This is a genomic window from Aeromonas sp. 600527 (assembly GCF_049175415.1).
In the GTDB taxonomy this organism is placed as follows: domain Bacteria; phylum Pseudomonadota; class Gammaproteobacteria; order Enterobacterales; family Aeromonadaceae; genus Aeromonas; species Aeromonas veronii_A.
On the sequence record NZ_JAAKVA010000011.1, the window covers coordinates 60661 to 75045 of the forward strand.

Here is a 14385-nt window from a genome sequence, read left to right on the forward strand (position 1 = left end):
TAATGAGCCGCGTTGAGCGGGACGGTGTGCATTACAAACCGCCTTGGTCACCAACAAGGCCCCGTTTTGTGACCCCTTCCCGAGTTCATCCGAAGCTTGCTTGTTAAGGTATGGCTCCCTGTTATGTTGTAAGGACCCTTTCCATGGCACTGCCCGTTATTCTCGATTGTGATCCCGGCCACGACGACGCCATTGCCCTCATTCTGGCGCTGGCCAGCCCTGAACTTGAGGTGCTGGCGGTCACCACGAGCGCGGGCAACCAGACACCGGACAAGACCCTCAACAATGCCCTGCGCATCCTTACCTTGCTGGGACGGGATGATATTCCGGTGGCGGCTGGGGCGCCGAAACCGCTGGCCCGCGAGTTGATTATTGCCGACAACGTCCATGGCGAATCGGGCCTCGATGGCCCCAAACTGCCGGATCCCGCCTTTGCGCCGCAGGGGATGACGGGGATCGAGCTGATGGCCAGATGTCTGCGCGAGAGCCCGGAGCCCGTGACTTTGGTGCCGACCGGCCCGCTCACCAACATCGCCCTGCTGCTGGCGGCCCACCCCGAGCTCAAACCCAAGATCGCCCGTATCGTGCTGATGGGGGGCGCCGCAGGGGCCGGCAACTGGACGCCGGCGGCGGAATTCAATATCTATGTGGACCCGGAAGCGGCCGATATGGTGTTCAAGTCGGGTATCCCCATCACCATGTGTGGCCTCGATGTGACCCATGAGGCGCAGGTGATGGACGAGGATATCGAACGGGTACGCGCCATCACCAATCCGGTGGCCCAGTGTGTGGCCGGTCTGCTCGATTTTTTCATGATCTACCATCGGGACCCCAAGTGGGGATTTGCTGGCGCGCCGCTGCACGACCCCTGTACCATTGCCTGGTTGCTGGCTCCCGAGCTGTTCCACGGGGTCGAGTGCCGGGTCGATATCGAGACCCGGGGGGAGCATACCGTGGGGATGACGGTGGTGGATCGTTATGGTCTGACCGGCAAGCCAGCCAATGCGCTGGTATTGTTGGGGCTGGATCGTCCGGGCTTTATCGATCTGCTGGTGACGCGGCTGCGGGCGTTTGACTGAGCGCCGGTTCATTTTTGCAAGAAGGGGCGGGGAATGTGGAAGAGAGGCTTGGCGCTGCTGGCCGGGTTGCAACTGACAGGCTGTGCGACGCCATTCGAGCGGATGTGGCAGGGGCTGGCGACCTGTGAATTTACCGATCTCTATGTGAATGAGACGGGCAGGGCCGCCAATCTACAACTGGCCAATTACACCCCCTACAAGGTGAGCGACGGCTTTGCCTGGTACAAGGTGCACGAGGAGCTGCACGGCCTGCCGGTGGTCGGTTTTATCGTGCCCGCCTCCAGCTTCGAAGTGCACGCCCTGTTTGTCGATACCCCCATCGCCAACGCCCGCCGCTTGACCCATAACGCCTACGGCAGCGAGTTTGGCGACGAGCAGAAGCATGACGAGGGTGTGGCGCCCCTGCTGCTGCGCGACCCCAACAACCCCAAGCGATCCATCATCGACTGCACCCGTGGCGAGTCTGACGGGGAGCTTGAGGATTCGGCATTGCCCGAGTAGGGCAACCTACCACACCATCGGCCTGAAAAAAGAGGGGCCAGCCTTGCCGGCTGGCCCCTCTTTAATTCAACGCTGGGTGTGATTGCAGAGCAGTTCCCGGATCAGGGATAGCTCAGCGTCTCTTTGATAAGCGGCAGCTGGGCCTTGATCCACGCCGGATTGATGGGGCCCCAGTCGCTGATGCGGTAGTGCCCCTGCAGGTGGCGCGCCCCCTCGGTCTGCTCGAAGGCGCAGCTGATATCGAGTTCGGCCAGCGCGCTTAGAGTATCCTGCGCGGTGCGGCGTGGCATGCCGGTCGCTTCCATGATGGCGGGCACCGTATCCGTGCCCTGACTGATCAGCCATGCCACGTAGAGCCGCCGGTAGAAGCTGGTGCGGGTCTTGCTCGGCTCGCTCATATCTCGTCCTCAAGACGATCGAAGTAGCGCCAGGTTGCGATGGCGGCTTTGCCCATCACCAGTGCCCAGAGACCGAACCAGAACCAGCGGAAGAAGCTCCAGGTGGAAGCATCAGGCTCGGTACTCTCAATCTTGGTGACGTTGGGGAACATGGAGAACATGTTGATGCGCCAGCCGTAGGAAGTAATGATGGCCAGACGCTTTTCAAACTCCATCGACTTGGCCTTGGCCTGCACGTCGGCGGCGTTGAACTTGAAGTAGAAGGGCCAGCCCCACTCGGTATCCTCATTTCTGAACACCCGGATCTTCTCGCCGGGGCGTTCGGTATAGATGTAGTAGACGTCGGTGGTCGGGCCGTCAGCCGGGTTCTTCTGGCTGATGGGACCATCCTTGTCGGTGCGCTTCACCTCGACCCCGGTGATGGTGGCGATGGTGTGCTCTGGCAGGTAGTAGTCGAGCCAGGCGGCAGAAATGAGGGCGATGAGCCCAAGGGCAATAAAGGCGGGTTTCTTGAATCTCAGGCTCATGGTGTTCTCACGTGAGGGGAAGTGACGTGCCTCTACCATACTCACATTTGCCCCCTCAGCCCAGCCCCTTATGGCTCCGCAAGCCAAAAAATGGCGTTTAAAACAGAGACAAAGCCATTGCACCATCAACAAGAAAGGCCCTTGCGGGCCTTTTTGTCTGATCCACGTTGTGCGCTTACAGCTGGAATTGGGCCAGCTGCTTGCGTTGCTGTTCGGCGAGCTGCGAGAGTTCGTTGCTGGCACAGGCGCTCTGGCTGATGCCGGCGGAGCTCTGGCTCACGATCTCGTGAATATTGGTGATGTTGCGGTTGATGTCGGCAGTGACGCAGGACTGCTCCTCGGCGGCAGTGGCGACCTGGGCGTTGGCGTCGTTGATCTGGCGTACTGCACCGGTAATGCCGCTCAGCAGATCCTGCACCTGAGCTGACAGGCGTTGGTTATGACCGAGGATCTCCAGGGTTTCCTGCACGCCGTTGTTGGCGGATTGGGACTGGCTCTGCAGCCGCTCGATGATGGCCTGGATCTCCTTGGTGGAGTCCTGGGTACGGGCTGCCAGCATTCTCACTTCGTCGGCGACGACGGCAAAACCGCGTCCGGTTTCGCCGGCACGGGCCGCTTCGATGGCAGCATTGAGCGCCAGCAGGTTGGTCTGCTCGGAGATCCCCTGGATCACTTCAATCACCTTGCCGATCTGCTCGGACTGGGATTTGAGCTGGGCTACGATGGCGGCGGCATCTTCCAGGCTGCCTGCCATCCGGCTGTTGGCTGCGATGCTTTCGGTAAAGAGGGCGAGCCCCTGTTCAACCCTGCCATTGGCCTCCCGCGCCAGCTCATCGGCGATAGCGGCGTTGTGGTTGACGTTGTCAGCGGTGCTGGAGAGTTCGGTCACGGCGGAGGCGACCTGTTCGATCTCGCTGTGCTGCTGCTTTGCATTGGCCTCGGACTGGGTCATCACGGCGGCCAGCTCGGTGGCGGCGGAGGCGACGCTGTTGCTGATCCCGGTCAGGTTCTCGATGGTGCTACCAAGTTGCCCCAGAGTGAGGTTGATATCTTTGGCCAGACGGGTCAGCTCGTTGTTGCCCTCCGCTTTGGCGCGCACGTTGAAGCGCCCTTGCGCCACGGCGTGCATCACCTCTTGCAGCTGACCGATGGGGCTGACGATGCGACCGGAGAGGACCCAGCCGCAGATCAGCGCCGCCAGCAGGGTACCAGCGGTGAGCAGCAGGGTACGTAGCAGGGTGGCGTCATAGTGAGCCTGCTCTTCGGCCAGCTCTTGCTGGATCAATTGGTTGATGTGGGCTGACATACTGTCGATCTGTTTGATCAGCTGCTCACCCAGTTCGCGGAAATGGAGGCGGGCCGCCTCGTAGGCGACCGGATCGCCACCTCCCTGATGCTTTTCTGCCAGTAACGGCAGCATATTATTTCGGGTGTGGCTGAGGTAGGCCTGCAGGGCTGCAGCGACCTGACGGTTATCCTGCTCGGCACCGGGGACAACCAAGCGACCGAGGATGGCATTGATCTCCTGCTCGGCGCTGTTGAGGTTCGCGGGCAGTGCGGCAAACAGCTTGGCATCGTACAGGCCATAGATGGCGCTGGTGCGCAGCCGGTAGGTGGTGTGGATCAATGTGGCAATATCGTCCTTGTGCCGGACTACGCTCTGGGTCGTCTCATCTATGTCACGGATGGCATCGTCCAGCCCCTGTTTACTGATGGCGATCATTACCATCATCAGCAGGCTGGCCAGCAGCAGCGGTATCAGGACCTGGACACGTATTGATAGATTATTCAATGACATAAATGGCTCTAATCCGAAATGGGAGGAGCTGACATATTACACATCTACGTCAGGAGCTGTCACAGTCTTTTATTGCTGAAATTTGCTGAAGAAAAGGTTTTTCCTTGTGCGAAAGGCACCATATAGGCATGATTGAGCGCTTAATCCCCTGAATATGTGGTACAACTGGCCGGGTTGTGTCAACCCTGTCCCGTTTTCGTGATTTCTCGCTCTCGTCATATGGAGGTGTGCTGTGTCCAGCTGGATCGATCCGGCCATTCTGGCTCTGTTTATTCCGACCTTTTTCTTTGTCTCGGTGACCCCCGGCATGTGCATGACCCTGTCGATGACGCTGGGGATGAGCCTGGGTGTGCGTCGCACCCTGCACATGATGTGGGGGGAGCTGATCGGCGTCGGCCTGGTCTCGGTGCTGTCGGTGATCGGGGTCGCTGCCATCATGCTCAACTATCCGGGGATCTTCGCCGCCTTTAAATACGTAGGGGGCGCCTATCTGGTGTGGCTAGGTATCCAGATGTGGCAGGCCAAGGGGAAGATGGCCATTCCGGCGGATCTCTCGGCCGGTCAGCAGACCAGCGCCATGGGGCTGGCGGTGCAGGGCTTTGTCACCGCCATTGCCAACCCAAAGGGATGGGCCTTTATGATCTCCTTGCTGCCCCCCTTTATCTCCGCCGACAAGCCGATGGCGCCGCAGATCAGCGCGCTGGTGGCGCTGATCCTGGTCATCGAATTCTCCTGCCTGCTGCTCTACGCCAGCGGCGGTCGTACCCTGCGCCACTTCCTCGCCAAGAGCGGCAACGTCACCCTGATGAACCGCATCGCCGGTACCCTGATGTTGGGAGTGGGGGTCTGGCTGGCGCTCGGTTAAGAGCCGTCAGTGACCCATGCCACCAAAGAAAAATGCCACCGGTCGGTGGCATTTTTAATGGGCGCAGGGTGGCTCAGCGCGGTTTGAAACGCTCGACCCAGGGGTTGGCGGTGAGGCCGTGCAGGACGACGCTCAATATGATGGTGCAGAGCACAGTGGCGATGATGGGCCGCTGGCCGATAAGGGCAGGCTGGTTTTGCAGCACCATCACCGCAAAGACGATGCTGGCAAGGCCCCGCGGCCCGAACCAGCCGATAAAGAGCTTGAGCTCGGGCTTGAGGCCGGTGCCGATGAGGCTCAGCCAGACCGGCACCATCCGCAGCAGGGTGAGGCTGGCAATGGCATAGAGCCAGTATTGCCAGTGCAGCAGCTCGGGCAGGATGGGCATCAGGGTGGCACCAAACACCATCCAGATCACCACGGAGAGCAGGTCGCCGTAGCCTTCGCAGCTGTCCATATAGGCGTGCTTGTGCTCGCCCAGGCGGCGTCCCATTAGCAGGCCACCAACGAAGGCGGCGATAAAGCCGCTCCCTCCGAGAGTCTGGGCCAGCGCAAAGCAGAGCAGGGCCAGCCCCGGCATGGTGAGCTGGCGCCAGAGCGGCAGTTGCCAGCCGTTGAGATAGGAGATTTTCAGCAGCCGGATAGTGAGGCTGGTCAGTACATAAGCGACCAGGAGGCCAATGCCGATCTCCTCCAGCATCAGGGTGAGGGCCAGAGTGGCGGTGCCTGCATGCTGTTCGGTGGGGGCAATAAGAGCCAGCAGCAGAAGCAGCACCGGTACGCAGATGCCGTCGTTGAGGCCACTCTCCTGATTGAGCCCTTCACGCACCGGTGCCGGTACGGCCGGGTTGCTTACCACCGCCTTGCCGAGCGCCGCATCCGTGGGGGCAAGAATGGTGGAGAGGATAGCCATCTCCAGCAGTGGCAGGTCGGGGAAGATCCAGTGACCAAATAGGGCGCCACAGAGCAGGGTAAGAGGCAGGCCGATCATCAGCAGCCGGATGGGGAGCTGCCGGTTGGCCAGCAATACTTGCCAGTTGGTGTTGGCGGCATCGTTGAACAGCACGATAACCAGCGTCAGCTCGGCCAGCAGCTTGATGCCGTCACTGTCGATAGAGAGGGAGAGCAGCTCCAGCCCGCCAGGCCCCAGCAACCAGCCGGTCAGCAGAAAGAGCAGGGGGCCGTTGACCAGTTTTGATTCGAAGCGCCCCGCGATCAGGCTGTAGATCAGCAAGAAGGCGGCGATCACCGCCAGATTCTGGTAAAGCAGATGTGTATCCATACAAGCTCCCTTGAAACCATCTTGTCAGGGCTGTTTAACTGCCATCCTGGCCCCGGGTTATGCCCGATATTCTCAGTGATTAACTCTTCGTTGCCGTAACTGTGCGCACACCTTGTCCAGAGTGGCTGTGCCCATCACGCCTGCCGAGGCAGATCAATCGGTCAGACAGTCGGGGTCGAACACATACTCCCCGTCCAGCCAGCGCACGATTTCGTCGACACAGGATTGGTCGCGAAACGGCAGGTAGCGGGCCTTGAGATGGGCCACCTGCTCAGGGGTCAGTTGGGCCAGCCCTATGTCCTGAAACAGCGGCAGGTCGGCCTCGATCATCGCCGAGATCTGCGGGCCACAGGTGGCGTTGAGGGCGGCGTGCAGCGCCTTGCCGGGGTCGTACTGCTTGCCGAGTCGGTAGCTCATTGGCAGGGTAGCGAGGGGCAGGGCGGAGAGCGCCGCCTGCTTCATCGGGTTGACCGCATGGCCAGAGACCAGCTCCGCCAGCTCGGCGGGGCGGTTCTCGAAAGCGCGCAGGTGCAGGTAGCTGCTCGCCTTGCTGCCATCGTTAACCGGGTAGTTGTCCCAAAGGAAGGGCTTGCGGCCGAGCAGGTCGGTCACCTGCTTGAGGTGGCTGGCCGGATATTCGCTGGAGCAGACCTTGGGGCCGGTCCAGAAGATCTCGAAACGGCGGTCGAGTTGCTCGCCAAGCTCCTCCAGATAGCGGGGAGGCATGGCGCCAAACACCTTCTCCAGCACCGGATCGGTCGAGTAGTAGCTGGGACAGAAGATGAGGCGGGTCGCCTTGCTGTGGGCCGCGATATCGTGGGCGATGGTGAGCTGGTGACGGGCCAGATCCGGGGTATCCCCCTTCATGTCGTCAAACAGCACCGCCAGGATATCGGGCTGGAGCATCTCGTCGATGAGGCGCACTTTCTCAAGCAGCGCCGGGCGTTTGCGATCGTAGTCGTGATGGGCCCCCATGGGGCTTAAGCCCACCCCGAAGGCGAGCCCGTTGGCGCGGCACTGGCGCGCCAGCTCGGCGAGATCCGCCAGCTGCTGCTCGGGCCAGGGGAGGGCCCAGTGCTTGCGCAGATAGCCATCCTCTTTCGGTGCATAGATATAGAAGCCGTAACCGTGGCGTGGCAGCCACTGTGCGTAGCGGGCGCGGGCCTGCCAGCTCCATCCCTTGCCAAAAAAACCTTCAATGACCCCCAGATTGGCAGCTGGGGGGAGGGGGCCGGACAGCAAACTTTGATATGGCATAACGCTCTCCCTTCTTGCTGGGGACTTGATACGGGACGGTCGGTCAGACCGGGTCCTCTTCCTGAAAGCGCACCCCGATTTTGCTCGGCACGCTCTCGTCCATTTCGGCCACGGTCCAGATCAGGCCCTGCCATTCGATGTTGTCACCGACCACCAGATTATCGCCCAACTGGCTGGCAATAAAATCACCCAGTGTCTGATCCGCCACCTCGCTCACATCCAGCCCGTAGAGAGGGGCGAGATCCACCAGCCGTGCCGCTGCTTCCAGCAGGAAGTCACCGAAGAAGCGGGGGCCGAGATCTTGCTCCGGCGCCTGACTGAACAGCTGGCCGAGGGCGGGGAGGTCACGTTCGTGACCGATCACGCAGAGAATGTCATCGGCCTGCAGACAGGTACTGCCCGAGGGGTGGAGCAGCTCGCGGCCACGAAACAGGGCACAGATCCGGGTGCCGGCAGGCATCTGCAGATCCCGCAGCGGCGAGCCGATACACCACTTATCTTCCCCCAGCTGGTAGACGAAGGTCTCCCACTGGCTGTCGAGATCGATCTCGAGCCCTGAGCGATTGATGGGTGACGGTGGTGCCGGAACTTCGACCCGTGCCAGTTTTGATGCCAGCGGCAGCGAGCTACCCTGCAAAATCAGCGAGACCAGCACCACGAAGAAGGCGACGTTGAAGTAGAGCTGGGCATTGGGCAGTCCTGCCATCATGGGGAACACCGCCAGAATGATCGGCACGGCGCCGCGCAAGCCAACCCAGGAGATAAACCAGCGCTCGCGCGGGGCGAAGTTCTTGAACGGCAATAGCCCAATCCAGACCGACACCGGGCGGGCAAACAGGATCATCCAGGCTGCCAGCGCCAGTGCGGGCAGGGCGATGGGTAGCAGCTTGTGGGGCGATGCGAGCAGCCCCAGCACCAGAAACATGCCGATTTGGCTCAGCCAGGTGAGTCCATCCAGTACCGACAGGGTTGTGCTACGGCTGCGCAGGGAGAGGTTGCCGAGCAACAGACCTGTGAGGTAGATGGCAAGAATGCCGCTGCCGCCTACGGCAGTAGTGAGGGCAAAAATGAGCAGGCCGCCGCTGACGGTGAGCAGCGGATAGAGCCCCGGGGCCAGGCGGGCGGTGTTGATGAGGCGCCACAGCAGCCAGCCGCCGCCAAGGCCGATCCCGGCACCAAGGCCAAACTGCTTGACCAGTTGTAGCAGCAGGAAGCCCGCATCCAGCCCCTGCTGGGCGGTTGCAAGTACCTCAATCAGGGTGACGGTGAGAAACACCGCCATGGGGTCGTTGCTGCCTGACTCTATCTCCAGGGTGGCGCTCACCCGCTCGTTGAGACTGCGCCCGCCGAGCAGGGAGAAGACCGCCGCCGCATCGGTGGAGCCGACGATGGCTCCGATCAGCATCCCCTGCATCAGGTTGAGGTCAAACAGCCAGGCGGCGGCCAGACCCGTCAGGCCGGTGGTGATGGCCACCCCGACCGTGGCCAGCGACAAGGCTGGCCAGAGTGCCACCCGAAACGAGGAGACCCGGGTGCGCATGCCGCCGTCAAGCAGAATGATGGCTAGCGCCAGGTTGCCTACCAGATAGGCGACGGAGTAGTCGGCGAAGTGGATGCCACCTGGACCATCTTCACCCGCCAGCATGCCGACGGCGAGGAAAATGACCAGAATGGGAATGCCGAGGCGGGAAGAGAGTGCGCTCAACAGTACGCTGGCTCCCACCAACAGGGCAGCGACAAGAAAGAAACTGTTGATGGTAGCGGCATCCAAGGGCGAACTCCTTCTTGGTAATGTGCAAAGTAGGCACATTATATGCAGTTAGGTCCCCTTTGTGTGGCTTATTTGTGCATCAATTTGCACTTTTTTACATTTTTTGCCTCATGGCCACGCCATATTCTGACTGTGACGGGGTTAACGAAAGCAGTGTAAAAGGTGCATCGATATCGGGATGCGCAGGGAGGAGCGGGCGGGGAAAAGCGAAATGACACGGCAGAGGAAGAGGGGAGCACAAGGGCGCTCCCCACGGGATGGAGCGGGACTCAGTCGTCCTCGTCATCCTTTACTTCGCGGATCTTGTCCTTGTAGTTGGGCAACTGTTTCTCCAGCCGTTTCATGTCTTTGATGGCATTGAGAAACAGCCCGAGCAGGAACAGCAGCGGCAACCCTATCCACAGCCAGAGATTCATGGGATTTTCCTTTCGTCAGGACTGGTGGTGACATAACGGTCCAAAATTTCATCAAGGTTGGCCAATATGGTCGCCTTGCCTTCAATATCCGCCTGTTGCAGGCAAAGTGCCAGCGTCGTCGGGTCGAGCCGTTGCGCACGGGACTCGGGCCCGAAGCTGATATGCCAGGGCTCGTAAGCGACCCCGCTCCCCGCCCCGACCGGTTTGGCATAAGGGAGGAAGAAGCCAAAGTCGCTCATATGGTCGTTTAGCCACTCGCTGAGATCTGCAAACCAGCCCCCGGCCTCATACTCCCAGGGTTCCAGCGCCAGCTTGGTGTCGGCGGGCAGGCAGTCCGGGTCGTAGATGTCGAGATCGGTACCCCAGTGGTGGCGACTGGTGCCCGGTAGGGCGCTCCAGCGCAGAATGGCGTGCAGCCGCGCCTCGTCACTCAGTTGCAGGGCATCGATGGGCTGGCTGTTGGCATCGAGCAGTGGCCGTTCGCCGCGCCACTTGCCGTTCCAGATGGCGAGCTGGCGATCAAAGCTGCGCCAGCTGGAGGCCGGTTGCAGATTGAAGCCAGCGTGGGCGGCGGCTACCTGCATGTCGTTGAAGACCGCCGCGGTGGCGGCGGTCAGACGATGAGGGCCTTGCCCCACCAGCATAAGGTGGCTCTCGTCGAGCCCCAGCAGTTGTTCCTGGGTCATGCCAGCAATCTCTCGAGCACCCCTTGGTACATGTCCGCCAGCAGATCCAGATCATCCGCCTTCACACACTCGTTCACCTTGTGGATGGTGGCGTTGACCGGGCCGAGCTCGATCACTTCGGCGCCGGTGGGGGCGATAAAGCGCCCGTCCGAGGTGCCGCCGGTGGTGAGCAGGGCTGGCTGCTGGCCATTGACCGCCTCGATGGCGGAGACCGCCGCTGCCAACAGTTTGCCGGTGTCGGTGAGGAACGGCTGGCCGGAGAGGGTCCAACTCAGCTGATAATCGAGGCCATGTTTATCCAGCAGCGCCTCGACCCGCTCGCGGATATCCAGGTCGGTCAGTTCGGTACTGAAGCGGAAGTTAAACTGCACCTGCAATTCGCCCGGAATGACGTTGGAGGCGCCGGTGCCGGCCGAGATGTTGGCGATCTGGAAGCTGGTGGGGGGGAAGTAGGCGTTACCCTCATCCCACACGGTCGCGGCAAGCTCGGCCAGCGCTGGCGCCGCCTTGTGGATCGGGTTGTCAGCCAGATGGGGATAGGCCACATGCCCCTGCACCCCGCGTACAAGCAGATCGCCGGTGATGGAGCCGCGGCGGCCGTTCTTCACCACATCCCCTACCACGGCGGTAGAGGAGGGCTCGCCGACGATGCACCAGCGGATCTTCTCGTTGCGGGCCTCCAGGGTGTCGATCACCCGGGTGGTGCCATTGATAAAGGGCCCCTCCTCATCGGAGGTGATGAGAAAAGCGATGGACCCGGTGTGATCCGGATGCTCGGCCACGAAGCGTTCGACCGCCACCACCATGGAAGCCAGCGAGCCCTTCATGTCGGCGGCGCCGCGCCCGTAGAGCACACCATCCTTTATGGTCGGCTCGAACGGCGGGGTGTGCCATTTGTCCAGCGGCCCGGCGGGCACCACGTCGGTGTGACCGGCGAAGCAGAACAGCGGCCCCTCGCTGCCACGGCGGGCCCAGAGATTGGTGGTGTCCTCAAACACCATGGGCTCGATAACAAAGCCGAGTTTGGCGAGGCGCTCCGCCATCAGGGTCTGACACCCTTCATCGAGGGGGGTAACGGAGGGGCGGCGGATCAGATCCTTGGCCAGTGCGATGACATCCGACATCAGTTGTCCTTAGTTGTCCTTAACGGGAGAAGAGGGATTGGTAGTGATCGGCCTTGAAACCCAGAGTCAGTTCGCCGTCACGGTCGAGCAGCGGGCGCTTGATCATGGCCGGATGTTCCAGCAGCAGGGCACGCGCTTTGGCGGTATCGAGTCCATGTTTGGCCTCGTCCGGCAGGGCGCGGAAGGTGGTGCCGCGGCTGTTGAGCAGGGCTTCCCAGCCGAGTTGTGCTAGCCAGCTGTCCAGATCGTCCGGGTTCAGGCCGTCGGCGCGGTGGTCGTGAAAGCGGTAGTCGATACCGGCCTCATCCAGCCACTTGCGGGCTTTTTTGATGGTGTCGCAGTTCTTGATGCCATAGAGGGTGATGGCCATGGGGAGTCCTTCTCTTGTGGGCGCTGGCCGTGGCCGTGCCCGAAAATCCGAATCAACAGAGTGCAAGGGCCCGATTCTGGCATTGTGGCAATCCCATGGCAACGCCGATGGTCCGGCTCGCGGGTTTTACCGGAACTGGTCACACCTGAACGGCGATTTTGAGATCAAGATCAGAAGCAGTGCGGCGGGTATGCCCGATGGGGCGGGTATTGCGGGAGAAGAGCCGCTATCGCAGGAGAAAAAGAGAAAGGGCAAACGCCAGATAGCCAAAACGCGCCAGCGGGCGCGTCTTGGTTGGCATCATCAAGCACCTCAATCAGTGCAGGGGGGCCCACTCATGGTCAAAGACCCGGGCCCGTTCCCAGGGTGCATCAGGCAGGCTGGAAGAGAGGCCAGTGTATTTGCCCACGTCGTCCACGACGATGGCGGAGAGGATCGGCAGGTTGTTTTCGGTGCAGTACATGCGAATGCGCTGCAGCAGGGTGCGCAGTTCATCCTGGCACTGTTCCAGCCCGGCCTGCTTGGCCAGTTTGGAATAACGAATGGTAGTGCGTTCCTTTGCAGACTCGACGAGGATGTCCCACAGCTTGTAGTCGCAGGTCGAGACACCTGCGGTGGCTTGGCTTGTCATAACTCTCTCCGGCGCGAAATGGTCGCTATATGTCGAAGCGCATCTTCGCCACTTCGGCGCTGTCGTATGTTGATCCAACGCAAAAAAGAGGGGAGTCGCGTCAGACAATTCTCTTTCCGAGAATGGTAAAGGTTTTTCTGTGGGTGAAAAAACGAAAATTTGGCACTTGACTAACATATTGTGCTGTCAAAGCCCAATGTCGTCACCTTTATTGATGGGGATCAAAGGCAAACAGTAGTCAGATCACTAGATTTCGCTCCTCGATAAATTTATCAGGAGTGAATATTGGAACTTTTATTCGTCTTGCTCGTTCTGGTCGCCGTGGTCTACGGCATCATCAAGGATTACAACCCGCAGGCGGTGCTGGCGCTGGCGGGCATGGCCATTTTTGCAGTGGCCTACTGGTTGGGGCTGCACCCCATTCTCCCCGCTGACAAGAGCACCGGCTTCGCCCTGTTCGACCTGTTCGAAGTGTTCAAGGGGATCTTCTCCTACCGCGCGGCGGGCCTCGGCCTCACCATCATGGCGGTGGCGGGTTTTGCCACTTACATGTCCCATATCGGGGCCTCTCAGGCGCTGGTGCGGGTGGCGGTCAAGCCGGTGGCGGGCATCCAGTCCAGCTACCTGATGCTCGCCATCTGTTATCTGGTGGCGGTCTTTGTCTCCCTGTTCGTCACCTCCGCCACCGGCCTTGGCCTGTTGTTGATGGTCACCATGTATCCGGTGATGCGCAACCTCGGCATCAGCCCGGCCTCCGCCTGTGGTGTCATCGCCACCTCCCAGGCGTTTGAAATTGGCCCGACCCAGACCAACGCCATCTTCTCCGCCGGTCAATCCGGCATGGATCCGACCAGCTATTTCGTCGACTACCAGATCTGGCTGGTGGCCCCCATGCTGCTGGTGACCATGGTGCTGCACTTCTTCTGGCAGCGTCACTGCGATCGCAAGGATGGCTGGGATCCTGCGCTCCATCGCGGCGATCACGCCGAGCTGGACGAGCAGGGCACCGAGAGCGTGCAGGCGCCCACCTGGTATGCCCTGCTGCCGATAATCCCCTTCGTGCTGATGATGACCTTCTCCAAGCTGCTGGTGAGCGACATCAAGATGAGCGTGGAGGTGGCCATGCTGCTGTCGGTCTTTATCGGCATGCTGTGCGAGCTGCTGCGTAGCCGCTCGGTGCGAACCGCATTCGCGGGGCTGTCGAGCTTCCTCGATGGCATGGGCAAGGTGTTTGGCCCTGTGGTGGCGCTCATCGTCTGTGCCGAGCTGTTTGCCGAATCTCTCAAGGCCATCGGCGCCATCGATACCCTGCTGCACTCTGCCAGCAATGCCGGTATCGGCAGCGGCCTGATGACCCTGGTGATGGTGGGCCTCATCATGGTGGCGGCGGTCATCATGGGCTCCGGCAACGCGGCGTTCCTGAGCTTCTCGACCCTGGCACCGGCGGTGGCGGCCAAGTTTGGTGTGCCTGCGGTGACCATGTTGCTGCCGATGCAGCTCGCTTCCAGTATCGGCCGCACCATCTCTCCCATCGCGGCGGTGCTGATCGCTTGTGCGGGGATTGCCAAGGTGTCGCCCTTTACCGTGGTCAAACGCACCAGCGTGCCCATGGCGGGGGCGCTGGTGACGGCGCTGACCCTCAACTATCTGCTGTTCATGTAGTGATGTGGGTTATGTAGT

Annotated in this window: 15 protein-coding genes; 4 read left to right on the top strand and 11 right to left on the bottom strand. The window is 61.0% G+C overall.

Annotated features, from left to right (window positions below; translation table 11 throughout):
- Nucleotides 1-143: 143 nt before the first annotated feature.
- Together rihA and G5154_RS14210 are read left to right on the top strand one after the other, a co-directional pair.
- Nucleotides 144-1079, top strand: coding sequence for a pyrimidine-specific ribonucleoside hydrolase RihA (gene rihA, locus G5154_RS14205; RefSeq protein ID WP_421251119.1), 936 nt, complete (start codon nt 144-146; stop codon nt 1077-1079).
- Nucleotides 1080-1112: 33 nt separating this feature from the next.
- Nucleotides 1113-1580, top strand: coding sequence for a hypothetical protein (locus G5154_RS14210; protein ID WP_216979140.1), 468 nt, complete (start codon nt 1113-1115; stop codon nt 1578-1580).
- A 101-nt stretch (nt 1581-1681) separates the two neighbouring features.
- Here G5154_RS14210 and G5154_RS14215 read toward each other — a convergent pair whose 3' ends face one another.
- The 3 genes from G5154_RS14215 to G5154_RS14225 all read right to left on the bottom strand — a co-directional run bounded on the left by G5154_RS14215 (nt 1682) and on the right by G5154_RS14225 (nt 4303).
- Nucleotides 1682-1978, bottom strand: coding sequence for a winged helix-turn-helix domain-containing protein (locus tag G5154_RS14215; protein WP_005344341.1), 297 nt, complete (start codon nt 1976-1978; stop codon nt 1682-1684).
- A complete protein-coding gene (locus G5154_RS14220; protein ID WP_005344342.1) occupies nt 1975-2505 on the bottom strand; it encodes a DUF1523 family protein in 531 nt (176 codons plus the stop codon). The genes G5154_RS14215 and G5154_RS14220 overlap by 4 nt, the downstream gene beginning before the upstream one ends.
- A gap of 175 nt (nt 2506-2680) precedes the next feature.
- Complete coding sequence (locus G5154_RS14225; protein WP_216979139.1) at nt 2681-4303, bottom strand: methyl-accepting chemotaxis protein; 1623 nt, start codon at nt 4301-4303, stop codon at nt 2681-2683.
- Between the two features lie 232 nt (nt 4304-4535).
- Here G5154_RS14225 and G5154_RS14230 point away from each other — a divergent pair, with 232 nt between their 5' ends.
- Nucleotides 4536-5168: a LysE family translocator gene (locus G5154_RS14230; protein WP_069554739.1), complete on the top strand. Its 633-nt coding sequence runs from the start codon at nt 4536-4538 to the stop codon at nt 5166-5168.
- Nucleotides 5169-5241: 73 nt separating this feature from the next.
- Here the strand turns inward: G5154_RS14230 and G5154_RS14235 are convergent, their stop codons facing one another.
- The 8 genes from G5154_RS14235 to G5154_RS14270 all read right to left on the bottom strand — a co-directional run bounded on the left by G5154_RS14235 (nt 5242) and on the right by G5154_RS14270 (nt 12705).
- The gene (locus G5154_RS14235; protein WP_319920183.1) at nt 5242-6450 is read right to left on the bottom strand and encodes a cation:proton antiporter; all 1209 of its coding nucleotides are present in this window, start codon (nt 6448-6450) and stop codon (nt 5242-5244) included.
- 153 nt (nt 6451-6603) lie between these two features.
- Nucleotides 6604-7707: a beta-N-acetylglucosaminidase domain-containing protein gene (locus G5154_RS14240; protein WP_421211760.1), complete on the bottom strand. Its 1104-nt coding sequence runs from the start codon at nt 7705-7707 to the stop codon at nt 6604-6606.
- A gap of 43 nt (nt 7708-7750) precedes the next feature.
- Nucleotides 7751-9478, bottom strand: coding sequence for a potassium/proton antiporter (locus tag G5154_RS14245; protein WP_421251118.1), 1728 nt, complete (start codon nt 9476-9478; stop codon nt 7751-7753).
- A 269-nt stretch (nt 9479-9747) separates the two neighbouring features.
- On the bottom strand, nt 9748-9894 hold the full coding sequence (locus tag G5154_RS14250) for a hypothetical protein (protein WP_005337933.1): 147 nt from the start codon (nt 9892-9894) through the stop codon (nt 9748-9750).
- The gene (locus tag G5154_RS14255) at nt 9891-10580 is read right to left on the bottom strand and encodes a M15 family metallopeptidase (protein ID WP_421251117.1); all 690 of its coding nucleotides are present in this window, start codon (nt 10578-10580) and stop codon (nt 9891-9893) included. The genes G5154_RS14250 and G5154_RS14255 overlap by 4 nt, the downstream gene beginning before the upstream one ends.
- Nucleotides 10577-11704 (bottom strand): succinyl-diaminopimelate desuccinylase, encoded by a 1128-nt coding sequence (gene dapE, locus G5154_RS14260; RefSeq protein WP_421211764.1) that lies wholly within the window; start codon nt 11702-11704, stop codon nt 10577-10579. The genes G5154_RS14255 and dapE overlap by 4 nt, the downstream gene beginning before the upstream one ends.
- A 19-nt stretch (nt 11705-11723) precedes the next feature.
- Nucleotides 11724-12074 (bottom strand): ArsC family reductase, encoded by a 351-nt coding sequence (locus tag G5154_RS14265; protein ID WP_288726945.1) that lies wholly within the window; start codon nt 12072-12074, stop codon nt 11724-11726.
- 316 nt (nt 12075-12390) lie between these two features.
- Nucleotides 12391-12705: a hypothetical protein gene (locus G5154_RS14270; RefSeq protein ID WP_005344357.1), complete on the bottom strand. Its 315-nt coding sequence runs from the start codon at nt 12703-12705 to the stop codon at nt 12391-12393.
- 285 nt (nt 12706-12990) lie between these two features.
- Here G5154_RS14270 and dcuC point away from each other — a divergent pair, with 285 nt between their 5' ends.
- A complete protein-coding gene (gene dcuC / locus G5154_RS14275; protein ID WP_216954209.1) occupies nt 12991-14367 on the top strand; it encodes a C4-dicarboxylate transporter DcuC in 1377 nt (458 codons plus the stop codon).
- The last annotated feature ends 18 nt before the right edge of the window (nt 14368-14385 follow it).